This window comes from Exiguobacterium sp. HSB13, from assembly GCF_056764755.1.
The window spans coordinates 222,999-246,616 of record NZ_JBUZOM010000003.1 but is presented as its reverse complement, the minus strand read 5'-3'; the positions used below and the strand labels follow the sequence as shown (position 1 = coordinate 246,616).

Sequence of the window (23,618 nt, the reverse complement as noted above, 5' to 3'; positions counted from 1 at the left end):
GGAACCAGTACTATGGCTTATCAAGCAGGTGAATTCGACGTCATCGTCGTCGGAGCCGGACATGCCGGCATCGAAGCCTCTCTTGCTGCGGCACGAATGGGCTCGAAAACGGTCATGTTGACAATGAATCCCGATATGGTCGGATTCATGTATTGCAACCCGTCAATCGGTGGTCCAGCAAAAGGGATCGTCGTCCGGGAAATCGATGCGCTCGGTGGTGAAATGGCACGTGCGATCGATGCAACGTATATTCAAATGAAAATGTTAAACACGTCAAAAGGTCCTGCCGTGCGTGCATTACGGGCACAGGCGGATAAATTCGAATACCAAAACCGGATGAAAAAAGCGCTCGAGGATGAGCCGAATCTTCTCTTGCGTCAAGCGCTCGTTGAACGGTTGTTAATTGACGACGAAGGACGCTGTGTCGGTGTCGTCACGAATACAGGGGCAGAGTATCGGGCAAAAGCAGTCATCATCACGACCGGAACGTTCATGCGCGGAAAAATCATCATCGGTGAATTGTCTTACGAGAGTGGTCCGAACAACCAGATGCCGTCGATCAATCTATCGAAACATCTTGAAGAACTCGGATTCGAGCTCGCACGCTTCAAAACAGGGACACCACCACGAATCGATGGGAAAACGATCGATTATTCGAAGACCGAGATTCAACCAGGTGACGAAGTGGCACTTCCGTTTAGTCATGAAACGACTCAAATGATCACGGAACAAATTCCGTGCTGGTTGACGTATACGACGGAGTATACGCATCAATTGATCGATGCGAATCTGCACCGCTCACCGATGTTCTCAGGGATGATCAAAGGAACAGGTCCACGTTATTGCCCATCGATCGAAGATAAGGTCGTCCGGTTCAACGATAAACCGCGTCACCAAATCTTCCTTGAACCAGAAGGTCGCGATACGGAAGAAGTTTACGTCCAAGGGTTATCAACAAGCTTGCCGGAAGACGTCCAACACGATATTCTCCGCTCGATTCCAGGGCTTGAGAATTCTGAAATGATGCGTCCTGGTTATGCGATTGAGTACGATGCCGTCGTTCCAACACAACTTTGGCCAACGCTCGAGACAAAACGTGTTCCTGGTTTATTCACAGCAGGTCAAATCAACGGAACAAGTGGTTATGAGGAAGCAGCAGGACAAGGGATCATGGCAGGGATCAATGCCGGCCTACAAGTCCAAGGCAAAGAACCACTTATCTTGTCACGTTCACAAGGCTATATCGGTGTCATGATAGATGATCTCGTCACGAAAGGTACGAACGAACCATACCGTCTCTTGACGTCACGCGCCGAGTACCGGTTGTTGCTCCGTCATGATAATGCGGATCTCCGTCTGTCGGAAATCGGACATGAACTCGGGTTGATCTCGGAAGAGCGCCAAGCGAAGTTACTCGATAAACAAGAGCAAATCCGTCTTGAGATGAAACGTCTTGAGAAGGTCGTCATCAAAGCGACACCAGACGTAAATGCACAGCTTGAAGCAATCGGTGCGTCACCACTCAAGGAAGCCCTGCATGCGATCACGTTGCTGAAACGTCCAGAAATCACGTATGCGATGATCGCGCAAATGACACCACCAGAAACACCATTGTCTGCAGAAGCAGCAGAACAAGTCGAAATCCAAGTCAAATATGCCGGCTACATCGATAAACAACTCGATCAAGTCGAAAAAATGATGCGGATGGAGCAAAAACGGATTCCGGATCGTCTCGATTACGATGCGATCAGTGGATTAGCGATTGAAGCGAAACAAAAACTAAACCAAGTGCGTCCGCTCTCGATCGGACAAGCATCCCGGATCTCAGGGGTTAACCCGTCTGATATCTCGATTCTGCTTGTCTATATCGAACAAGGCCAATACGCATTGACTGCGGAGTGAACGAGATGAACCAACAGCAATTCGTAACAGCATTGGCAGCACAGGGACTTGAGGTCTCAGAACATCAGTTGCATCAATTCAAACGGTATTATGAACTGCTCGTCGAGTGGAATGAAAAGATGAATCTGACGGCGATCACGGATGAAGAAGATGTTTATCTCAAGCACTTCTATGACTCAATCACAGCAGCGTTCTATTTCGATTTCACGACGGTCACGACGGTTTGTGATGTCGGAGCGGGCGCTGGTTTCCCAAGTCTGCCGATCAAGATCATGTTCCCGCATCTCCAAGTGACGATCGTCGATTCACTCAACAAACGAATCGGCTTCTTGAATCATTTGGCGACGGAACTCGGACTCGAAGGTGTCGCGTTCCATCATGGACGCGCCGAAGAGTTCGGTAAAAATAAACAGTTCCGCGAACGATTTGACGTCGTGACAGCACGCGCTGTCGCTCGGATGTCCGTTCTCGCGGAATATTGCCTACCGCTTGCGAAAGTCGGGGGACAATTCGTTGCCTTGAAGGCAGCGAAAGTCAGTGAAGAGCTCGAGGATGGTGCGATTGCCTTAAAAGTACTCGGTGGGAATTTACGGGAAAGTTTCCAGTTCCAATTGCCAGGCGAGGAAAGTGAGCGTAATATCGTTATTGTAGATAAAAAACGAACAACACCCGGGAAATATCCGCGTAAAGCGGGTACGCCTGCGAAAGATCCATTAAGCTAAACACCGTTTCACGTGAAACGATGACTGATAAAGGTGAGGTGCGCCAACGTGAGAAATGCAATTGCCAAGCTGCTCGGTAAGGGAGGGCAACCTGCTACGATCGAGCTTGACCCACAAGAGACGGTTCAGGAATTACCATTGACAGAACTTGTCGCAAACCAGTTCCAACCACGGACAGTGTTTGATGGGGACCGAATTGAAGAGCTAGCCGTTACGATCGAAGAGCATGGATTACTCCAGCCGATCGTCGTTCGAAAACAAGGAACAGGATACGAGATCATTGCGGGAGAACGACGATACCGGGCAGTGCGCTCGCTTGGCTGGGAAACGATTCCTGCCATCGTCAAAGAGATGACGGACGAGACGACTGCTTCACTGGCATTGATTGAAAATCTGCAACGCGAAGATTTGACACCAATCGAAGAAGCAGAAGCTTATGAGCGCTTGCTTGCGTTACAAGACATCACGCAGGAAGTGTTAGCGCGTAAGCTCGGACGTAGTCAATCAACGATTGCCAACAAGTTGCGTTTGCTCCGATTGCCAACGGATGTCCGAGAAGCATTAAAGCAACGGACCATCACGGAACGTCATGCCCGTGCGTTATTACCGCTCAAGGATGAAGCGTTACAAGTAACGGTACTCGCTGAAATTCTGGAACGGGAATGGAACGTCAAAGAGACGGAGCGCCGGGTGGAACGATTGATGACACCACAACCACCGAAGAAAAAACGTCATAAAAGTTTTGCTCGGGATACACGGATTGCGTTGAATACACTTCGCGATTCCGTCGATATGATCGAGCAGACTGGATTGACGATCGAAAAAGAAGAAGTCGATTGTGAAGAATATGTAGAGGTGCGGATTCGCATCGTGAAGGCACGTCCGGAATAAGCGGTCGTGCCTTCCGCTACGTTTAGGAGAGAGGGCAAGTGAACGAATTACCTGTTCGGGCGATTCGCCCGAATCCGACTCAACCCCGGAAACGATTCAATGAAAAAGCATTAGAAGAACTCGCCCAATCGCTCGTTCGGCACGGGATGATCCAACCGATCGTCGTCCGACCACGTGATGGCTATTATGAAATCATCGCCGGCGAACGACGGTATCAAGCAGCGAGTCGAGCAGGATTCGAACGTGTACCGGTCCTCGTGATCGAAGCAGACGAGACACGCGTGATGGAGCTCGCTTTGATCGAAAATATCCAACGGGCGGATTTATCCGCGATTGAAGAGGCGATGGCGTATGCGGAGATGATCGAGGAATTCGGCATCACGCAAGCAGAGCTTGCGCAGCGTGTCGGCAAAAGTCGTTCGCATATCACGAACAGCCTTCGATTATTGCAGTTACCGCTGCTCGTCCAACAGGCCGTCATGGATGAGCGGTTATCGATGGGGCACGCCCGCGCCCTCCTGTCGCTGAAACATCCAAAGAAGATTGAACAGATGGCAGAACGTGTCATGGCTGAGAACTGGAATGTTCGTCGGTTAGAACAGGCACTTCGGGAACGGAAGGAATCCGTCCGTCCGCAACAAGCGACCGCTGTGCAATTCGTCGAAGAATCACTTCGCGAAAAGTACGGTGCGATGATTCGGATTAAACAGGGCAAACAAGCAGGAAAACTCGAAATCGATTTTACAGACGAAGACGACCTTAACCGGTTGCTCGACTTGTTATTACCTGAATCGGATCAATAAAAAGAAGCGTTCCGGTGACGGTTCGCTTCTTTTTCATTACATCGAACGTGGGGTGAAGGAAATCGTCGTCCGCGTCGATTCAGCGGACAGTTTCGCATCGAGCATGTGGAAACTGTTCGCGACGAGTTCTGCTAGTTCATAAACGAGATGTAACCGTGTATTTTGGAGAATCATCATCTCCATGAATCCACTGACGTTAACGACGGCCTTAATGTTGAAGTCACCGACCGAAGGCAATTCTTTTTGAACGCCAGCACCGGGTGCGAGTGGACCTTCTGAGAAAAAGACGTGCCCAACGCTTGAAAGTCGACCAAGACATGCATCGATTGCGATGACAAGTGGACGATAATGAGTCGTTTGGATTGAGTGAATCGTTTCAGCGAGATTCAGTGCATGGACGGGTTTAGCGAGTGTACCGTAAACGTGGAGATGAGCAGGTGCTTGTTTTTCAAGGAATGTTCCGACGAGTGGACCGAGTGAGTCGCCCGTCGAACGATCAGAACCAATGCAGACGAGTACGATTGGTCGTTTTTCTTGGACCGCGGAGATTTGTTCGAATAGTTGTTCAGCTAAGCGTTCTTTCGCGAACGGTTCCGTATATTCTAAAAAGAAAGAATAAGGCTTGGGCTCGTGCGAATGAAAGCGGAAATTCATCGAAATCATCCTTTCTTCTCTTGGTGTCGGTGTCGTGGTGGATTGGCAAGAGTGAAGGGTTCTTAGATGATTTTCCTTTCCCGGTTTTTCCGAAAATCTAACGTCAAAATCGGCTCTTTGGTTGAAACTCAATTAAAATCACGTATACTGTCGTAATAGAGAGAACAAGAAAGGATGAGAGAATGGCTACCAATCAAGATGTACAAGAATCCGTCGCCCAAGTCGATAAACTAATCAATCAAGTAATGGATGCGGATATGTGGATTCGTTTTGGGATGAAATTACTGATTGCGCTCATCATCATCGCGGCGTTCTATGTGTTAACGCGCGTTTTGACTGGGGCAGTCTCGCGTCTCTTTACGATCAGGAAAATCAATGAACAGGACTATTTGGCGCAGCGGCAGAACGAGACATTACTGAAGTTGCTCCAAAATGCAATCCGTTACGTGCTCGGAATCGTCATGTTGTTGACGGTACTCAGTCAGTTCGGAATCAACATCACCGGTCTTGTCGCCAGTGCCGGAATCGCCGGTCTTGCGATTTCGTTCGGTGCGAAGAACTTGGTGCAAGATATCATTACCGGAGCGTTCATCATCTTCGAACGCCAGTTTAAAGTCGGAGATTATGTACGCGTCGGTGTGATTGAAGGGGTCGTCACGGAACTTGGGATCCGGACGACGAAACTCAAAGGACTCAACGGGGAGATCCACATCATCCCGAACGGTCAGATTTTGCAAGTGACGAACTATTCGGTCGACAACAGTTTTGCACTCGTCGACGTCCAAGTCTCCTATGACGAAGATCTCGAACGCGTCGAACAAGTCTTGCATGAGATCGCGGACCGGACGACGAAGAAGTATGTCGATATGTTCGTCGAACCAATCCAGATGCTTGGCGTCCAGACACTTGGTCCTTCTGAAGTCGTCTATCGTTTGATGGCAGAAGTACCACCGATGCAACATTTCCAAGCTGGTCGTCTGATCCGGAAAGAATTGAAGCAAGGACTCGAAGAAGAGAACATCAAGATCCCGTATCCACGGATGGTCATGATGAATCCAGAACAAAAGAATGGTGGACAAACGGATGATTCCAAAAACGTATCAACTCCATGATTATGTTGAGATGAAGAAGCAGCATCCATGTGGTACGAACCGATGGCAAATCATTCGGGTCGGCATGGATATCCGAATCAAATGTCAAGGTTGCGGGGCAAGCATTTTGATGCCACGTCGTGATTTTGATAAACGATTGAAAAAAGTCTTACCAGAGTGATGAAAAGCGGATCTGATCCTCGTGATTAGATTCGCTTTTTTGTTGTCTTGCCTAAGTGGAGCGGTTGCGTTCGGTTAGGACGTGAGTAAAAAAGACGGTCGAGCTCCTTGCTTAAAAAAATTGAACTATCTATAATTGTGAAAGATGTGCTGACGTGGTGTAATCATTCTACCCACTGCGGCCGCTAGCACGGATTTCCTAGGAAATACCGAAAAGGAGGAATTCCAAGTGGGATTAACAGCAGGAATCGTTGGCTTACCAAACGTAGGAAAATCAACACTTTTTAACGCCATCACACAAGCAGGTGTAGAGGCAGCGAACTACCCGTTCGCAACGATCGACCCGAATGTCGGTGTCGTTGAAGTACCAGATGCACGTCTTCGGAAATTGACGGAACTCGTCAACCCGAAAAAGACGATCCCGACAGCATTCGAATTCACGGATATCGCGGGTATCGTAAAAGGCGCGTCTAAAGGGGAAGGTCTCGGAAATAAATTCCTCGCGAACATTCGTGAAGTAGATGCGATCTGTCAGGTCGTGCGTTGTTTCGTCGATGAAAACATCACACACGTGGCCGGGAAAGTCTCACCGATCGATGATATCGAGACGATCAACCTCGAATTGATCCTCGCTGACCTCGAGCAGGTCGAAAAGCGGATCCAGCGTGTCCAAAAACAAGTCAAGTCACGCGATAAAAACGCAGCGGCTGAACTTGAAGCACTTGAAATCGTGTTGGCATTACTCGAAGACGAGAAACCGGCACGTCTCGCTGAATTGAACGAAGATCAAGCGGCAATCGTTAAGCACTTCCAATTGTTGACGATGAAACCGATGCTTTACGTCGCGAACGTCGGCGAAGATGAAGTTGCAGATGCAGACAGCAATGAGAACGTGCGTCTTGTTCGTGAGTTCGCAGCTAAAGAGGGTGCAGAAGTCATCGTTATCTGTGCACGCATCGAAGAAGAGATTGCGGAGCTTGAGCCGGAAGAACGTCAAGAGTTCCTCGTCGATCTCGGAATCGAAGAGTCAGGTCTTGATCAATTGATCCATGCGGCGTACAGCACGCTTGGTCTTGCGACATACTTCACAGCAGGTGAAAAAGAAGTACGCGCTTGGACGTTCAAAAAAGGGATGAAAGCTCCACAATGTGCGGGTGTCATCCACTCGGACTTCGAACGCGGATTCATCCGTGCAGAAGTCGTCGCATATGAAGATTTAGCAGCTGCAGGCAACATGACGACCGTTAAGGAACAAGGACGTTACCGTTCAGAAGGTAAGGAATATGTCTTCCAAGACGGCGATGTCGTCACATTCCGCTTCAACGTCTAATCGAAAACGAATCGTTATTGCATAAAGCAAAATACTTTGGTAGTATTAACGAATGTGAGTAATGAATTATTGCTCCTTGCTCGAACATTCGAGCCGCCAGTCCAAGAGGAGGTGACAGATATGCGTAAATACGAAGTACTTTACATCATCCGTCCGGAACTTGATGAGGAAGCACGCAAAGCAACAGTGGAGCGTTTCAACAAAGTCCTCACTGATAACGGTGGTACAGTTGATAAAACAACTGAAATGGGTAAACGTCGTTTCGCTTACGAAATCAATGATATGCGTGAAGGGTTCTACGTTCTTCTTAACGTTTCTGCTGAACCAGCAGCTACAAAAGAACTTGACCGTCTCATGAAGATCAGTGACGATATCGTTCGCTTAATGATCACAAAAGACGAGAAATAAGCTGAAACAGGAGAGTGATTCTGATGATTAACCGCGTCGTTTTAGTCGGTCGGTTAACTCGTGACCCGGAAATGCGTTATACGCAGAGCGGGATTGCGGTAACGCGATTCACACTCGCATGTGACCGTCCTTTCACAGGGCAAGATGGGAAGCGAGAAGCTGATTTCATCGATTGCGTCGTTTGGCGCAAGCAAGCAGAGAACGTTGCTCAGTATTTGAAGAAGGGTAGTCTTGCTGGTGTAGAGGGTCGCCTCCAGATTAGCAGCTACGACGATAAAGAAGGGCAACGCCGTTATCGTGCGGAAGTCGTCGCTGATAGCGTCCGCTTCCTTGAGTCACGTAACGCGAGCCGTTCTTCGGATGGTAGCGAAGGCTACGCTTCATCTACTGGTGGAAACGGGAATGCTGCAGGATGGGGTTCACAGCAACAGCAGAACAACTCTTCCTCGCCAGCACCCGCTTCATCGAATTCGGGCTTCGGCGCTGATCCGTTCAGCGGCGGTAGTTCGATCGACCTTTCAGATGACGATCTTCCGTTCTAAGGAAATCGTCCTGAAAAATTTAACTTAAAAGGAGGTTAATCACATGGCACGTCGTCCAGGTGGAAAACGTCGTCGTAAAGTATGTTACTTCACGTCGAACCACATCACTCATATCGATTATAAAGACGTAGAACTTCTCAAACGTTTCATTTCGGAACGCGGTAAGATTCTTCCACGTCGTGTGACTGGTACTTCAGCGAAATACCAACGTCCACTTACAATCGCAATCAAACGCGCACGTCAAATGGCTTTAATTCCATACGTGGCTGACTGATTTCGTAGCACCATCCTCATGCGTGAGGATGGTGCTTTTTTTCGCTTCCCTTTCATCCCCTCCTGCTTTTCGGTTATAATAAACAAGTTACTAAAAATTTAAATGAACCCAACAGAGCATATAAGGAGGACACGATGGAGTCAGGTCAACAAGTATCACCGGAACGAGAACGACGCATCGTTCGCTTCATTCCGTATCTATTAATCGTCGGTCTGCTTCTCGTCGTCGCTGTACGTGAACCGATCATCTCCGCTATCGGAGCCGTCGTGACTGCCCTCCTCTTCGGATTGCATCTATACGAAGAACGTCGTGCACGCAGGGCGTGGGAGACGTATGTCGCCGGGATTTCGATGCAAGTCGAAGAAACGGGGCAAGACGCGTTGACGAACATGCCAATCGGGATCTTACTATACGATGAGGAAACCCTCGTCACCTGGTTCAATGATCCGATGCGGGACATCTTTGATGATGTATCGATGGGACAGACGCTCAATGAGCTCGATCCCTTATTCATCGAGATGGTCGCGACGAACGAGGACCAAGCGACGCTTGAAATCGGTGATGCCGTGTATCGCGTCTTTTCAAATCATGAGAACCGGACGTTTTATCTGTTCGATATGACGGAAGAAGCGCAAGTCGAACAGCAACTCGTCGACAATCAGACGGTCATCGGTGTCATTTATCTCGATAACTACGATGAGATGACACAAGGTATCGAAGATCAGTTACGTAGTGAGCTGAACAGTCGGGTTACTCAACTATTAAATCACTGGGCAGCGGAACACGGAACGTATATCAAACGGACGGCGTCCGATCGGTACTTCATCGTCACGACAGAAGAGAATCTACGGATCCTCGAACGATCGAAGTTCACGATTCTTGATATCGTGCGCGAAGAGACGAGTCAACGAGGCGTCCAGTTGACGTTATCAATCGGAATTGGTTGCGGCAGTGATCCGATTCCTTCGCTTGGTCAGATGGCTCAGTCGAGTCTCGATCTCGCACTAGGACGGGGAGGCGACCAAGTCGTCATCAAACGCGACGGAAAAGTCCGCTTTTATGGCGGAAAGACGAATCCGACGGAAAAACGGACGCGCGTCCGGGCACGGGTCATTGCGAACTCGCTTCGTGACTTGATGCAGGAATCAAGTCGTGTCCTAATCATGGGTCATAAGAACCCGGATATGGATGCACTCGGATCAGCAATCGGTATTTTGAAGCTTGCGGAAATGAACGATAAGGAAGCTCACATCGTCTTACCACCAGAAGAAATCGGTCGTGGGATTCGCCGGATGATGGACGAAATCGCTGAAGTACCACAACTCGAGACCCGGTTCGTCAATGCGTTTCAAGCGGATCAATTGATTGACGATCAGACGTTACTTGTCGTCGTCGATACACATAAGCCGTCACTTGTCGTCGTACCGACGTTACTCGATCGATTCGAGCATATGGTCGTCATCGATCATCACCGGCGTGGTGAGGATTTCATCGAAGATGCGGTTCTCGTTTATCTCGAGCCGTATGCTTCTTCGACATCAGAACTCGTGACTGAGCTGATCGAGTACCAGCCGACGAATCAGAAGCTATCGATGCTTGAAGCGACGGCGTTACTCGCCGGAATCATTGTCGATACGAAAGGATTTGCCCTTCGGACCGGCTCGCGGACGTTCGATGCTGCCTCTTACTTGCGTTCACAAGGTGCTGACACGGTGCTCGTGCAAGAGTTCCTCAGTCAGGATCTTGAGACGTACGTTGAGCAGTCACATATCCTCGAGCGGTCCGAGGTCTATACGAAAGGGATGGCGATTGCGACAGCGGAACCTAGTGTCATTCACGATCAAGTCTTGATCGCACAAGCGGCCGATCAATTGTTGTCGCTTCAAGGCATCCGTGCTGCCTTCGTCATCGCGGAACTGCAAGACGGACGGACAGCGATCAGTGCCCGTTCGCTTGGAGAAGTCAACGTCCAGTTGATCATGGAGACGCTCGGAGGCGGCGGTCACTTGACGAACGCGGCGACACAGATGTCAGAATCGGTCATCACGGTCGCGGATGCGTTGCGTAAAGCGATCGATCAATATCTAGAAGATGAGACAAAAGGAGAGGAATCAGAATGAAGGTTATTTTCTTACAAGATGTAAAAGGACAAGGTAAAGCAGGAGACGTCAAAGACGTGGCCGATGCTTATGCAAATAACGTACTCTTCAAGAAAAAGTTGGCGCGTCCTGCGACGACTGGCAACTTGAAGCAACATGAAGCACACGAACGTAAAGCAGCAGAAGAAGCGAAACAGAACTTGCTTGACGCGCAAGCGTTAAAAGAGAAAATCGAAAAAGAGACGATCGTCGTCTCGACGAAAGCCGGTGAAGGCGGTCGTGTCTTCGGTTCGGTCACAAGCAAACAGATCGCGGAAGCACTCAAGAGCATGGGTTACAAGATCGATAAACGCAAAATCGAGCTCGAGCACCCAATCAAGGCACTCGGCTTTACGAAAGTTCCATTGAAGTTACACAACGAAGTGACAGCGACGCTGAACGTTCAGGTCAAAGAGGCGTGAGTAGAAAAGGGGACCGGTGATGAGTGAAGTCATGCAAAATATGCCTCCCCAAAGTATCGAGGCAGAACAAGCCGTCCTAGGGGCGATCATGATTGATGCGGATCGTTTGATCAGTGCATCGGAACGTTTGTTACCGCAGGACTTTTACCGTGCCTCTCACCAACGGATCTTTGAAGCGATGCTCGTGTTGTCCGACCGAGGCGAAGCAATCGACCTCGTCACGGTGACAGCCGAGCTCAGCACGCTTGGGATCTTAGATGAGATCGGTGGTCTACCGTATCTAGCGGAACTAGCTGAAGGTGTACCAACTGCAGCAAATATCAATTATTACGTCAACGTCGTTGACCAGAAGTCGACGCTTCGGCGTCTCATTCGGACAGCAGGCGAAATCGTCACTGACGGATATGAACGGCAAAATGAAGTCGATGTCCTGCTGAATGAAGCAGAACGGAAGATTCTCGAAGTATCGCAAGGAAAAGGAAGCGCGAGCTTCATTCCGATTTCGGACGTTTTGACGAGTGCCTATGCAACGATTGATAAATTGCATAAGCAAAGCGGTGAGACGACGGGGATTCCGACGGGTTTCCAAGATCTCGATAAGATGACGGCTGGGTTCCAGCGCAACGATTTAATCATCGTCGCAGCACGTCCATCGGTCGGGAAGACGGCGTTTGCCTTGAACATCTCGCAAAACGTCGCGACACGTGCTGACGAGAACGTCGCCATCTTTAGTCTTGAGATGGGTGCCGAACAGCTTGTCATGCGGATGCTCTGTGCCGAAGGAAACGTCGATGCGCAGCGTCTGCGGACCGGTCAACTCGAGGAAGAGGACTGGGGCAAGCTATCACTTGCAATGAGTAATCTGTCTCAAGCCGGTATCTACATCGACGATACACCGGGTATTCGGGTCAACGACATCCGGGCAAAGTGCCGTCGTTTGAAGCAGGAGCATGGTCTTGGAATGATCATGATCGATTACTTGCAGCTGATTCAAGGGAATGGTCGCTCAAGCGACAACCGCCAACAAGAGGTTTCGGAAATTTCCCGTTCCTTGAAATCGCTCGCGCGGGAACTCGAAGTCCCGGTCATCGCCTTATCTCAGCTCTCTCGTGGTGTTGAGAGTCGTCAAGATAAGCGACCGATGATGTCGGATATCCGGGAATCGGGAGCGATCGAGCAAGATGCTGATATCGTCGCCTTCTTGTACCGTGACGATTACTACAATAAAGAAACGGAAGATGCGAATACGATTGAGATCATTATCGCGAAACAGCGGAATGGTCCAACCGGTACCGTCAAACTTGCCTTCCGAAAAGAATTCAACAAGTTCGTGGATCTCGAGCCAAGCAACTCGTACGCGCCACCAGCTTAATCTAAGCTACGTTTTGTCTTCGATTGATCGGAGACAAAACGTAGCTTTTTTTATTTTCACCTAAAGATTCTCAGTTTATTCACCAAAAACGATAATTAAACGAACGAAAGAGAATTGTAACAATTAATTGTTCGGTATTTGGTTGACTTCTGTTTTTTATCGCGTTACACTTAGTCGTGGTTTTGAATCGTACGTGGAGGTGGATGATAAGATGTCATCAGTAGTAGTAGTCGGAACACAGTGGGGCGACGAAGGAAAAGGGAAAATTACCGATTTTCTTTCGAAACAAGCCGATGTCGTAGCACGTTATCAAGGTGGAGACAATGCAGGACATACGATCGTATTCAATAACGAGACGTACAAATTGCACTTGATCCCATCAGGTATTTTTTACTCGGATAAGAAATGTGTCATCGGGAACGGTCTCGTCGTTAACCCGAAATCACTCGTCAAGGAATTGAAGTATCTACACGATCGTGGTGTCTCAACGGATAACTTGTTAATTTCGAATCGGGCGCATGTCATCTTGCCGTATCATCAGTTGCAGGATCAGTTAGAAGAAGAAGCGAAGGGCGATGCGAAAGTCGGAACGACGCTAAAAGGAATCGGACCGTGCTACATGGATAAAGCCGCACGAATCGGTATCCGGATGGCAGACTTACTCGACAAAGAAACGTTCGCTGAGAAGTTGAAGATCGTTCTCGACCAAAAGAACCGCATGTTCACGAAGATGTATGACGCTGAACCAATCGCGTTCGACGATATCTTCGAAGAGTACTATGCGTATGGACAAGAATTTGCGAAATACGTCTGCGATACATCCGTCGTCGTCAACGATAGCCTCGACCACGGCGAAAAAGTGTTGTTCGAAGGCGCACAAGGTGTCTTACTCGACCTTGACCACGGAACGTACCCGTTCGTTACATCGTCGAACGCATCAGCTGGCGGTGTCGCATCAGGTGTCGGTGTCGGTCCAGCTCGGATTGACCACGTCGTCGGTGTTTGTAAAGCGTACACGTCACGTGTCGGTGATGGTCCGTTCCCAACAGAATTGTTCGATGACATCGGTCATCAAATCCGTGAAGTCGGTCGTGAATACGGGACGACAACAGGACGTCCGCGTCGTGTTGGTTGGTTCGACTCTGTCGTCGTTCGCCACTCGCGCCGTACAAGTGGGTTGACGGATCTTTCGCTCAACTCGATCGACGTTTTGACAGGACTCGACACGTTGAAGATCTGTACATCATACGAATTCAACGGTAAACAGATCGATGAGTATCCAGCAAGCTTCCGTGATCTCGAAGCATGTGTTCCAGTATACGAAGAACTTCCAGGCTGGAAAGAGGACATCACAGGGGTCCGTCGCTTTGAAGATCTACCGTTGAACGCACAGAACTACGTTAAGCGGATTTCGGATCTGACAGGGATCTCGCTCGTCACGTTCTCGGTCGGACCGGGTCGTGAACAGACAGTCGTCTTGCGTGATCTTTACGAAGAAGCATAAGTCTAAACAGCCTCTTGCCTCCCGCAAGAGGCTGTTTTTTGTGCGAAATGGTTCACAAACGGAAGCAAAAACAGGTATACTAAATACAGTGTTTCACGTGGAACCTCTCTCGTGAGACGACGAACAGCAGAGAGAGTGGCGCCGGGAGTTTCCGTCGCCACCTTTCTATATGCCGAAAAAACAGGTAAAATAGATTGAATAGAAATTTTTAAGGGGGCACACCCAGTGACGGAACGCAAAATTCTAGTCGTCGATGACGAGTTACCGATTGCAGATATACTCAAGTTTAAATTAGAAAAAGAAGGCTACCAGGTCGCGATCGCAAACGACGGCGTGGAGGCATTAGAAAAATTCGAGGAGTTCAAACCGGATTTGATGTTACTCGACATCATGCTCCCATTAATGGACGGGATGGAAGTCTGCCGGGAAGTCCGGAAGACGTCGAAGATTCCGATCATCATGTTGACAGCGAAGGATTCTGAGATTGATACGGTGCTTGGTCTTGAGCTTGGCGCGAACGATTACGTGACGAAGCCATTTAGCTCACGTGAGTTACTCGCCCGTGTCAAAGTCCACCTCCGCAACACAAGCCCGGAAGCAACACCACAACCTGCTGGTCCAGGTCCACTCAAGGTTGGAGAACTGTATATCGATACGAATTCGCATACAGTGACACGCAAGGATCAAAAGATCGAGCTGACGCAGCGTGAGTTCGAATTGTTGCATTACCTCGCGAAAAACATTGGTCAAGTCATGACACGTGAACATTTGTTGCAAACGGTCTGGGGCTATGACTACTTCGGTGATGTCCGGACGGTCGACGTCACAGTACGTCGTCTTCGTGAGAAAGTCGAAGATAACCCAAGTACGCCAGTCTATATCATGACGCGTCGTGGTGTCGGCTACTATCTCCAAGATGGGGAGAATGAATAACGATGTTAAAAGGAACGAACTTCTTTAAATCCATCCAATGGAAACTCGTCGTCATCTATGCCTTATTGATTTTAGTGGCGATGCAGGTCATTGGCGTCTATTTCGTTCGTTCCCTTGAAAAGCAGTACATTACGAACTTCTCGAAGTCGGTCGAGGACCGGGCAGGTCTTGTCGCCTATAACGTCGGGAAGGAATTCGATAAAACAGGCGATGATGACGCCTCCAAGCGGCAGTTGTCCCAATCACTAGGGCAACTGCTGTCTGAGTTTAGTAATGGCTCCACCTCAAGGAACGACATCCTCGAAGTCCAGATCATCGACCAGGACTCGATCATCCAGGCAACATCGGATAACGAGAATCAGTCGGCGGTCGGACAACGGGCGACGAATTCATTGATTAAAAAAGCACAGGCAACAAGCTCGACCCGGACGGACACCGTGCTTGATCCGGAATCAGAGGATAAGATCCGAATCTTTGCCGTACCGGTCACCTCGGAACGAGACGGCGTCACGACCGGTATGATTTATGTCCGCGCCTCGATGGAGTCGATCTATTCGCAGATGCAACAAGTCACGCGGATTCTTGCGACCGGAACGGTCATCGCTCTCGTCATCACGTCGATTCTTGGTGTCTTGCTGTCGCGGACGATCACGCGCCCGATTTCTGATATGCGGCGGCAAGCGATCGAGATGCGACGCGGGAACTTCTCACGGAAGGTTAAGGTCTATTCAGACGATGAGATCGGGCAACTCGCTCGTTCGTTCAACGAATTGACGGATGAGTTGCTCGAAGCAAACGCGACGACGGAAGCTGAACGGCGGAAGTTGACGAGCGTCCTAGAGAACATGACCGATGGCGTCATCGCGACGGACCGGACGCTGCGCGTCATCTTAATGAACGATCAAGCGAAGGATATCGTCGGTGCAGATGATGCGAGCGTCGTCGGAACGAACTTGAAGGACTTACTAGCGCTCGGTGACGATTTCATGATTCCGGAAGACGGGACGATGCCACCGCGTCTACTTGATTTCAGTAGTGAGGATGAACTGTTCCTCGTCCGGGCATTCTTCTCGCCCGTCAAGAAACACAGTGGTCCAATTACCGGGATGATCGTCGTCCTGCATGACGTCACGGAACAGGAGCAAGTCGAACAGGATCGTCGCGAATTCGTCGCAAACGTCAGTCATGAGCTCCGGACACCGCTGACGACGATGCGCAGCTATCTTGAAGCCTTAGCAGAAGGAGCGTATCAGGACGAGGAACTCGCCCCACGTTTCCTTGAGACGACACAGAACGAGACGGAGCGGATGATCCGCCTCGTCACCGATCTCTTACAACTGTCGAAGATGGACAGTAAGGAATACAAAATGAACAAGGTCCGCTTTGATTACATTCAGTTCCTGAATGAGATTCTCGATCGACATGACATGACGAAGCCGGAACGGATTCGTTTCCGTCGTAAGATCATGAAGCGGAAAGTCTACATCCGTGGTGATCAGGATAAATTGATTCAGGTCGCAGACAACATCCTGACGAACGCAATCAAGTACTCACCGGAAGGCGGAACGATCACCGTTCGGACGATGCTCCGGGCAAAACGGATCGTCATCAGCATCAAGGATGAAGGTGTCGGAATCCCGAAAGCGAATCTCCAAAAAATCTTCGAACGCTTCTATCGTGTCGATAAAGCCCGTGCCCGTAAAATCGGCGGCACCGGTCTTGGTCTGTCGATCGCAAAAGATGTCGTTTCAGCACATGGTGGCGACATCTGGGCAGAAAGTGAATGGGGACGCGGCACGACGATTTACTTCACGCTTCCGTATGAGGTGATCGAAGAGGTGGATGCCGGATGAAGAAACAACACTGGAGTTCGCTGTTACTCGTCCTGCTTGTCGCCGGTTCGATCGCTCAGACAGCGATGCTCTGGACCTATCATCCAAGCAGTGAATCAATCGAGCGGGAACAGGTCTCGTTCAACGAGATCGATGCCTCAAAGACGATTGAAAGCAACCAACTGATTAACCCGGAACTACTCGTCTATTCGGACCAGGAAGGGATCTATCAGACACAAATCATCGGTCGGACCTTCCTTAACCGAATCGGTGCGTCGTTTAACATCGGTGTCCTCGTCTTGACGGATAAAGCGAATAACATCCCGGTTGGTGACCGGAGTGTCGAGATGATTTTCCCGACACCGATCAGTGCGACGATCCTTGAAGAGTTACTCGGAGAAAAACAAATCGCTTTCTCGGAACCGATCAAACGGCTCTATTTACTCGATTATGATGGACCAATCCTCCGTCTCGAGTCGGCGACCGGTCGCTTGAAGGACTTCAAGCTCGTCGGCGATGAGACGGTTCTGAAGCGACTGTTCGCGCATGATAAGAAAAAACCGATGACACGCGTCGAACTCAAAGGTGGCGATTATACGTATGTCGCGAGCGGTACGACGCGACTAGAGCAAGTCTTCGTCTATGACGAGGTCGGGCAATCGCCAAAACCACTCGACCGCATCCGGAGTGCCTTTTTCGCTGAAAACTCGAACGTCCAGCAAATCAAGAGTCGGGATGATCTCGACGTCTTGACGGACGGTGTCAGCGTTTCGACGTATGACCGAAACTACAATGTGTATCGCTTCAACACGTTATCGCCGAACACCCAAAGCTCGACCGTCGATTACAGCACGCTCGTCAGCTATGTCAACATTCATGGGGGCTGGCTCGATCAAGATACCCAGCGTAGTGGTTTCCGGTATTACTTTGATCAGATGAGTAAAAAGAGTGAGGAACAGACGGCGACGTTCCGATTGTATCTGAACCGATATCCGGTATTTGGGGAGAGTGGTCCGCTGCTCGAACAGACGAAGTTCGATCTCGCGACACTGAAGATCATGTATGAGGAAAATCAAGTCCGATCGCTCAGCCGTAGCATGCTTCGGGCGAAGCGGAAACTCATCCTTCGGGAAGAAACGGTACCAGCCGTTGAAACGGTTCTCGAACGTCTGAGCCGTGCTGATCTCTTAAAAGAGATCAGTGGGATCCGGATTGGATATGAGATGACGTATAAGATTTCAACGAGCCGTTATGCTGTCTTTGAGCCAACGTGGTTCATTAAGATCGACGGTGTCTGGCAATCGATCAATCAAGCTGTCGGGAATGAGGGGTGAGGATGAATGGACTGGAGTAAAGCGAAGACCTTATTGATGCTGACCTTTTTGATCCTGAACGTCTACCTCGCCATTCAATTGATGGACCGGATGGTCGAGCCGCGGATCGTCGCGACGAGTGCGACCGGGAAATCGATCTTGAAGGATCGTCAAATCGACGAGAAAAAACTGCAACCAGTCACGCGGGACATCGGCTATTTAACAGCCGAAGTCGACGCGCGGACGCTGGCGCCACTGGCGAGTTCACCAATTCGTGATGCGGTCGCCTCCGTCAAGAATGATGTCGAGTATTCGGTCCGGTTGACGAAACCGTATCGACTCGAAACGAAGACGATGCGGGATTCCGCTTCATCGTTCGTCCAGGCATCCGTTCGGTATGGTGCCGAATATACATTTTGGAAGTATGATAGTAAGTATCAGGAGATGACATTCGTTCAGACGTATAAGGGACAGCCGCTCTATTCGACACCACAGCAGTCGCGTGAGGACGATGCGATGATCGGACCGTCCCTGCTCGTCTTGCAGCTCAACGATGCGAAGGAAATCGTCAGCTACAAACAACGCCACTTGAACAAGGTCGTCCGGCAAGCACAGGACGTGACGTTGTTATCGGCAAGTGAAGCGATCGTCCAGTTGTCGGAACAAGGCTTGTTCCCGGCATCGAAACGGTTGACGAGTCACAAGCTCGGTTATTTCTGTCTCGTCACGGAAGGAACGGAATCGGTCCAAATCCTGCCGCCAACGTGGCAAATCGAGCTCGACAATGAAGAAGTCTACTTCGTCAATGCGATTGACGGCGGTGTCCAGACCGTCGAACGATTGGATACAGTCTCAGAGAAATGAGGAATGCACGATGAGCCTACACTACAGCGTCATGGCCAGTGGCTCGACGGGGAACGCCCTCTATATCGAAAGTGAACAGACCCGCTTGCTCGTCGACGCGGGACTGACCGGCAAGGCGATGCTCGCCTTGTTCGACCAGATCGACCGGTCGCCGCATGGCATCGATGGTCTGTTCGTCACCCATGAGCACTCCGACCATATCAAAGGCGTCGGCATCATGGCACGGAAGTACAACATCCCGCTCTATGCGAATGAAAAGACGTGGGCAGCGATGGAAGCGAAGATCGGCAAGATTGATCCGGCGCTGAAGTTCCTCTGGGAAGTCGGAGAGGTCAAGCAGTTCGGTGACATCGAAGTCGAATCATTTAACGTCAGTCACGATGCAGCCGATCCGATGTTTTTCCAGTTCGCGCATGAAGGAAAACGGTTGGCACACATCACCGATACCGGATACGTCTCAGACCGGATGAAAGGTGTCATTCGGGGCGCGGATGCTTATATCTTCGAAGCGAACCATGATATCGGCATGCTCCAGATGGGACATTACCCGTGGAGCGTTAAACGACGGATCCTCGGCGACTACGGACACGTCTCGAACGAGGACGCCGCAATCGCGATGAGCGAGGTCCTTGACGACCGGACGAAACGCATCCACATGGCCCACTTGAGCAAGGACAACAACATGAAGGAACTCGCCCGGATGAGTGTCTCCCAGACGCTCGCGAGCCGTGACGTCGATCTGAGTAAGATTCAGCTTCTCGACACGGATCCGGTCATTCCGACGCCGCTCCTGAAGCTTTGATTATGGGAAATTACTGAATATGCTCAAAAGACCCCCACATTTGGCTCACTTGCCACGTGATGGGGGTATACTTGTGTAAAGAGAGTCATGAAGGAGGCGTATGTCGATGGATCGACCCGAAGAACCACGGAACGAATCCGAACGATACGAACAGTCATCCGATGAGAGCGGCTTCCCGCCCCGTCAGCCGGCAACGAGCGAACCGGTCAGCCCTTATCGTGAACCATATGAAGAACAACCAGAACCACCGCGTCGTCGCGGTGCCGGAAAAGCATTTTTCGTCGGTCTGATCGGCGGAATCGTCGGAGCCTTGTTGATTGCTCTCGTCGCGTGGCCGTTCGTCCGCGATGAGATGACGAGTCCGACTCCGATTTCGTCGACGACAGCGGAACAGACTGCAACACAGACGACAGAGGATGAAGCCGACATCGTCGGTGCTGTCGGTAAGACGAAGGAAGCCGTCGTGAGCGTAACGAACCTTCAGAGCTCGTTTCAAGGAACCGATCAGGAAACGGGTGCAGGGTCCGGCGTCATCTATAAAAAAGACGGGAATAAAGCCTATGTCGTCACGAACTACCATGTCGTTGAAGGGGCGAACCGCTTGTCTGTGACGTTATCCGACGGAACAGCACTCGAGGCAAAAGTCCTCGGAGAAGATCCGACGTACGATTTAGCGGTCCTCTCGATTGATTCATCGAAAGTGACACAAGTCGTAAAACTCGGGGATTCGGATACGTTACGTGCCGGTGAAACGGTCCTTGCGATCGGGAACCCGCTCGGGATTTTCGCAAACTCGGTCACGCGCGGTGTCATCAGTGCGCAGGAACGGACAGTTCCAGTTGATACGAACAAGGATGGACAGCAAGACTTCAACACGGAAGTCATCCAAACCGATGCAGCGATCAACCCAGGGAACTCGGGTGGAGCGCTCATCAACACAGCCGGTCAATTGATCGGGATCAACTCGATGAAGATTGCAGAAGCAAGTGTTGAAGGAGTCGGATTTGCGATTCCGATCAACGAAGCGTTACCAATCATGCGTGACCTCGAGCAAAATGGTGAAGTCGTTCGTCCACAGCTCGGGATTCAGATTCGTGACGTGCAGGAATTCCCAAGCGGGTACCGCGAAGATCGTCTGAAATTACCGAATGATGTCACGAAAGGAATCGTCGTCGTTGGTCTAACCCGTAATAGTGGAGCCGAAAAAGCGGGAATGAAGGCAAACGATGTCATCGTTGAGATCAACGGAAAAGCGATCGCATCGTTCGCGGATTTAAAAAGTGTCCTCTACCGGGATGCAAAAGTCGGTGATACAGTCAAAGTCACGTTCTACCGTGGCGGTGAAAAACAGACAGCAGATGTGAAGTTGTCGGCTCAGTCACCAACTGTTCAATAAGGCATAACCTGAAAAACCATCCACAGGTCCGACCTGTGGATGGTTTTTTGAGTGAGGAAACCTGCCCTTTTCCGGTCAGGAAGGTTGATATTTGTTATACTGGAAGCGGATAAATGTGGATAAGTGAAAGGAGGAGACCACCTGTGGATAAGTACGTTTGTTTAGAACATGTCGAGCTCGCACTTGACGAAATCGTGGATGAAACAGAACAATACCCGATTCTCGATCAGCTAAATCCAGAAAAAAACATCACCTGTGAATACTGCGACGCACCGGCAACATATCTTGTGTCAAGCAAAAAATAAATATCAACATGTGGATTTGTGGATAACTCTGTGGATAACTCCTGAATTTTCTGTCAGAAAGCGAGAAAAAAGATGCAAATTACCATCATTACGGTCGGAAAGCTAAAAGAGAAGTATTTGAAGCAAGGTATCGCCGAATATACGAAGCGTCTCGGCGCCTACTGTTCGATCCAAGAAATCGAGGTCGCGGACGAAAAGGCACCAGAGCAGTTGAGTGAAGCGGAGATGGCGCAAGTGAAGAAAAAAGAGGGCGAACGGATTTTAGCGAAGATCGGACCTGACGTTCATGTCCTTGCACTTGCTATAGAAGGAAAACAACGAACGAGCGAACAGTTCGCAAAAGAACTCGATCAACTCGCGACATACGGCAAGAGTAAAATTGCTTTCGTCATCGGTGGATCACTTGGTCTCGCACCAGAAGTGATGCAGCGTGCGAATGATACGATCTCGTTCTCGAAGATGACATTCCCACATCAATTGATGAAGATGATTCTCTGTGAACAGATTTATCGGGCGTATCGGATTAATCGGAATGAACCGTATCATAAGTAAATTAGAAATATGAATAAGTGATGATAATGTGGTATTTTTCAGAATCATGTTACCTTTACTTATTCATTCCATCTCATTATTTATATTTTTGGGAACAATTTCTTGAAAGGATGAAATAAATGATAATATCAAGAGAAGTAGAAAATACAGTAGTTAGTATATTAGAAGAAATTGATTATTTAGACTTCCATCCAAAATATTTAGATATTTATAATGACATTGAACATGAGATAATAAAAGCTCTACTCATCAAGCTTCATTCCAATATTTCAGAATCCATTAAACAAATGAATACTAGACTACCTACAAAAAATGGAACAGCTCATTTTTGGGCTGATCCAAGTCGTACGCTACTCAGATGCATTGAGGTGTCTGAATTTTTATACCATAAGTTAAAGGATACTGATACACCGATTCATATTGATGATTATTATGTGAATGTATTTAAACAATGCGAAGAGTTTTTAAGCATGAGTGGCGGAAGTACAATACCCGCTGATATGGAAAAGATAAATATTTATTATAAAATGCCAATTTTTTCATTGGCTCATAGTATAAAAATCAAATCTCCTTCATTTAATAATCAGGTAGTTATGAGACATTTTGATGAAGGTTCTTATGCAAATATTTATAAGTATAAGGATTCTTTTTATAATAAACATTTTATAGTGAAAAAGGCGAAGAAAGACTTAACTAGTAAGGAAATAGAAAGATTTAAATTAGAATATGAAACGTTAAAATTATTAAATTCTCCCTACGTTGCTGAAGTTTTTACGTATAATGATGATCAGAATCAATATGTGATGGAATATATGAATTGGAATCTTTATAAATACATAACTGTAAAGAACTCTGAACTTTCGATTGATGATAGAAAAAAGATAGTTTATCAAATCTTCAAAGCGTTTGAATACATACATAGCAAAAATCTTCTTCACCGTGATATTAGTCCTAATAATATTCTTTTAAATGAATATGATGACGCGCTTGTAGTAAAAGTTTCAGATTTTGGGTTAGTCAAATTAGAAGATAGTCAATTAACGGCACTAGACACAGAGTTTAAAGGAAGATTCAACGATCCTACTTTAAAGCATTTAGGCTTTCAAAAGTATACTTTGCACCATGAAATTTATGCTCTTACCTATGTAATGTATTTTGTTATGACTGGGAAGATTACTATAAAAAGGACAAGTAACGATGGTTTAAATCAGTTTATTGATGCTGGTCTAAATCATGATTACAGCGTACGGCCAAAAAATGTGCATGATTTAAAGAACTTATTCTTAAAAATTGTTTGAATCAATAGTGAAATTTTGATTTATCATTGAGTTTTATTAAAAGTATAATAGCTTAAAAAACTAATAATAAATGAAAATAAGTTAATTGTA

General features: G+C 48.5%; 24 protein-coding genes. 23 read left to right on the top strand and 1 reads right to left on the bottom strand.

Going from position 1 to position 23,618, the window contains the following annotated elements; all coding sequences use genetic code 11:
- Positions 1–12: 12 nt before the first annotated feature.
- Genes mnmG through ACZGCQ_RS14785 form a run of 4 tightly spaced genes read left to right on the top strand, consistent with a single transcriptional unit; the run spans position 13 to position 4,318 of the window.
- Entirely contained in the window at positions 13–1,902 is a 1,890-nt protein-coding gene (gene mnmG / locus ACZGCQ_RS14800; RefSeq protein WP_069940129.1) for a tRNA uridine-5-carboxymethylaminomethyl(34) synthesis enzyme MnmG, read from the top strand.
- A gap of 5 nt (positions 1,903–1,907) precedes the next feature.
- Positions 1,908–2,624, top strand: coding sequence for a 16S rRNA (guanine(527)-N(7))-methyltransferase RsmG (rsmG, locus tag ACZGCQ_RS14795; RefSeq protein WP_023469858.1), 717 nt, complete (start codon positions 1,908–1,910; stop codon positions 2,622–2,624).
- A gap of 48 nt (positions 2,625–2,672) precedes the next feature.
- Positions 2,673–3,515: a nucleoid occlusion protein gene (noc, locus tag ACZGCQ_RS14790; protein WP_023469857.1), complete on the top strand. Its 843-nt coding sequence runs from the start codon at positions 2,673–2,675 to the stop codon at positions 3,513–3,515.
- Positions 3,516–3,553: 38 nt separating this feature from the next.
- Positions 3,554–4,318 (top strand): ParB/RepB/Spo0J family partition protein, encoded by a 765-nt coding sequence (locus ACZGCQ_RS14785; RefSeq protein ID WP_481266721.1) that lies wholly within the window; start codon positions 3,554–3,556, stop codon positions 4,316–4,318.
- A gap of 36 nt (positions 4,319–4,354) precedes the next feature.
- Here the strand turns inward: ACZGCQ_RS14785 and yyaC are convergent, their stop codons facing one another.
- Positions 4,355–4,972, bottom strand: coding sequence for a spore protease YyaC (gene yyaC / locus ACZGCQ_RS14780; protein ID WP_058704744.1), 618 nt, complete (start codon positions 4,970–4,972; stop codon positions 4,355–4,357).
- A 182-nt stretch (positions 4,973–5,154) separates the two neighbouring features.
- Between yyaC and ACZGCQ_RS14775 the strand changes: the two genes are divergently transcribed.
- The 19 genes from ACZGCQ_RS14775 (at position 5,155) to ACZGCQ_RS14685 (ending at position 23,528) form a co-directional block, all read left to right on the top strand.
- Positions 5,155–6,084, top strand: a complete 930-nt coding sequence (locus ACZGCQ_RS14775) for a mechanosensitive ion channel family protein (protein ID WP_023469854.1) — start codon at positions 5,155–5,157, stop codon at positions 6,082–6,084.
- Positions 6,056–6,244 (top strand): DUF951 domain-containing protein, encoded by a 189-nt coding sequence (locus ACZGCQ_RS14770; RefSeq protein WP_023469853.1) that lies wholly within the window; start codon positions 6,056–6,058, stop codon positions 6,242–6,244. Before ACZGCQ_RS14775 ends, ACZGCQ_RS14770 begins: the two co-directional genes overlap by 29 nt.
- Before the next feature lie 228 nt (positions 6,245–6,472).
- Positions 6,473–7,573, top strand: a complete 1,101-nt coding sequence (gene ychF, locus ACZGCQ_RS14765; RefSeq protein WP_481266720.1) for a redox-regulated ATPase YchF — start codon at positions 6,473–6,475, stop codon at positions 7,571–7,573.
- A 120-nt stretch (positions 7,574–7,693) separates the two neighbouring features.
- Positions 7,694–7,981, top strand: coding sequence for a 30S ribosomal protein S6 (gene rpsF / locus ACZGCQ_RS14760; protein WP_023469851.1), 288 nt, complete (start codon positions 7,694–7,696; stop codon positions 7,979–7,981).
- Positions 7,982–8,004: 23 nt separating this feature from the next.
- Positions 8,005–8,523 carry a single-stranded DNA-binding protein gene (ssb, locus tag ACZGCQ_RS14755; protein ID WP_023469850.1) on the top strand — a complete coding sequence of 173 codons (519 nt, stop codon included), beginning with the start codon at positions 8,005–8,007 and terminating at the stop codon, positions 8,521–8,523.
- A gap of 43 nt (positions 8,524–8,566) precedes the next feature.
- Complete coding sequence (rpsR, locus tag ACZGCQ_RS14750) at positions 8,567–8,797, top strand: 30S ribosomal protein S18 (RefSeq protein ID WP_023469849.1); 231 nt, start codon at positions 8,567–8,569, stop codon at positions 8,795–8,797.
- A gap of 134 nt (positions 8,798–8,931) precedes the next feature.
- A complete protein-coding gene (locus tag ACZGCQ_RS14745) occupies positions 8,932–10,917 on the top strand; it encodes a DHH family phosphoesterase (RefSeq protein ID WP_481266719.1) in 1,986 nt (661 codons plus the stop codon).
- Positions 10,914–11,357, top strand: a complete 444-nt coding sequence (rplI, locus tag ACZGCQ_RS14740; RefSeq protein WP_023469847.1) for a 50S ribosomal protein L9 — start codon at positions 10,914–10,916, stop codon at positions 11,355–11,357. Before ACZGCQ_RS14745 ends, rplI begins: the two co-directional genes overlap by 4 nt.
- A gap of 19 nt (positions 11,358–11,376) precedes the next feature.
- Positions 11,377–12,729 carry a replicative DNA helicase gene (gene dnaB, locus ACZGCQ_RS14735; protein ID WP_023469846.1) on the top strand — a complete coding sequence of 451 codons (1,353 nt, stop codon included), beginning with the start codon at positions 11,377–11,379 and terminating at the stop codon, positions 12,727–12,729.
- Positions 12,730–12,940: 211 nt separating this feature from the next.
- The gene (locus tag ACZGCQ_RS14730; protein WP_481266718.1) at positions 12,941–14,233 is read left to right on the top strand and encodes an adenylosuccinate synthase; all 1,293 of its coding nucleotides are present in this window, start codon (positions 12,941–12,943) and stop codon (positions 14,231–14,233) included.
- A 225-nt stretch (positions 14,234–14,458) separates the two neighbouring features.
- Positions 14,459–15,166, top strand: a complete 708-nt coding sequence (gene yycF, locus ACZGCQ_RS14725) for a response regulator YycF (protein ID WP_053451973.1) — start codon at positions 14,459–14,461, stop codon at positions 15,164–15,166.
- 2 nt (positions 15,167–15,168) lie between these two features.
- Entirely contained in the window at positions 15,169–17,019 is a 1,851-nt protein-coding gene (walK, locus tag ACZGCQ_RS14720) for a cell wall metabolism sensor histidine kinase WalK (RefSeq protein ID WP_029343019.1), read from the top strand.
- A complete protein-coding gene (gene yycH / locus ACZGCQ_RS14715; RefSeq protein WP_023469842.1) occupies positions 17,016–18,332 on the top strand; it encodes a two-component system activity regulator YycH in 1,317 nt (438 codons plus the stop codon). Before walK ends, yycH begins: the two co-directional genes overlap by 4 nt.
- 6 nt (positions 18,333–18,338) lie before the next feature.
- Complete coding sequence (locus tag ACZGCQ_RS14710; RefSeq protein ID WP_394679000.1) at positions 18,339–19,175, top strand: two-component system regulatory protein YycI; 837 nt, start codon at positions 18,339–18,341, stop codon at positions 19,173–19,175.
- Positions 19,176–19,185: 10 nt separating this feature from the next.
- Positions 19,186–19,977: an MBL fold metallo-hydrolase gene (locus tag ACZGCQ_RS14705; protein ID WP_023469840.1), complete on the top strand. Its 792-nt coding sequence runs from the start codon at positions 19,186–19,188 to the stop codon at positions 19,975–19,977.
- Positions 19,978–20,083: 106 nt separating this feature from the next.
- Complete coding sequence (locus ACZGCQ_RS14700; protein ID WP_481266717.1) at positions 20,084–21,373, top strand: S1C family serine protease; 1,290 nt, start codon at positions 20,084–20,086, stop codon at positions 21,371–21,373.
- Positions 21,374–21,516: 143 nt separating this feature from the next.
- Entirely contained in the window at positions 21,517–21,678 is a 162-nt protein-coding gene (locus ACZGCQ_RS14695) for a CxxH/CxxC protein (RefSeq protein WP_023469838.1), read from the top strand.
- Between the two features lie 72 nt (positions 21,679–21,750).
- Positions 21,751–22,230 (top strand): 23S rRNA (pseudouridine(1915)-N(3))-methyltransferase RlmH, encoded by a 480-nt coding sequence (gene rlmH, locus ACZGCQ_RS14690; protein WP_023469837.1) that lies wholly within the window; start codon positions 21,751–21,753, stop codon positions 22,228–22,230.
- 119 nt (positions 22,231–22,349) lie between these two features.
- Positions 22,350–23,528, top strand: a complete 1,179-nt coding sequence (locus ACZGCQ_RS14685) for a protein kinase family protein (RefSeq protein ID WP_481266716.1) — start codon at positions 22,350–22,352, stop codon at positions 23,526–23,528.
- Positions 23,529–23,618: the final 90 nt, after the last annotated feature.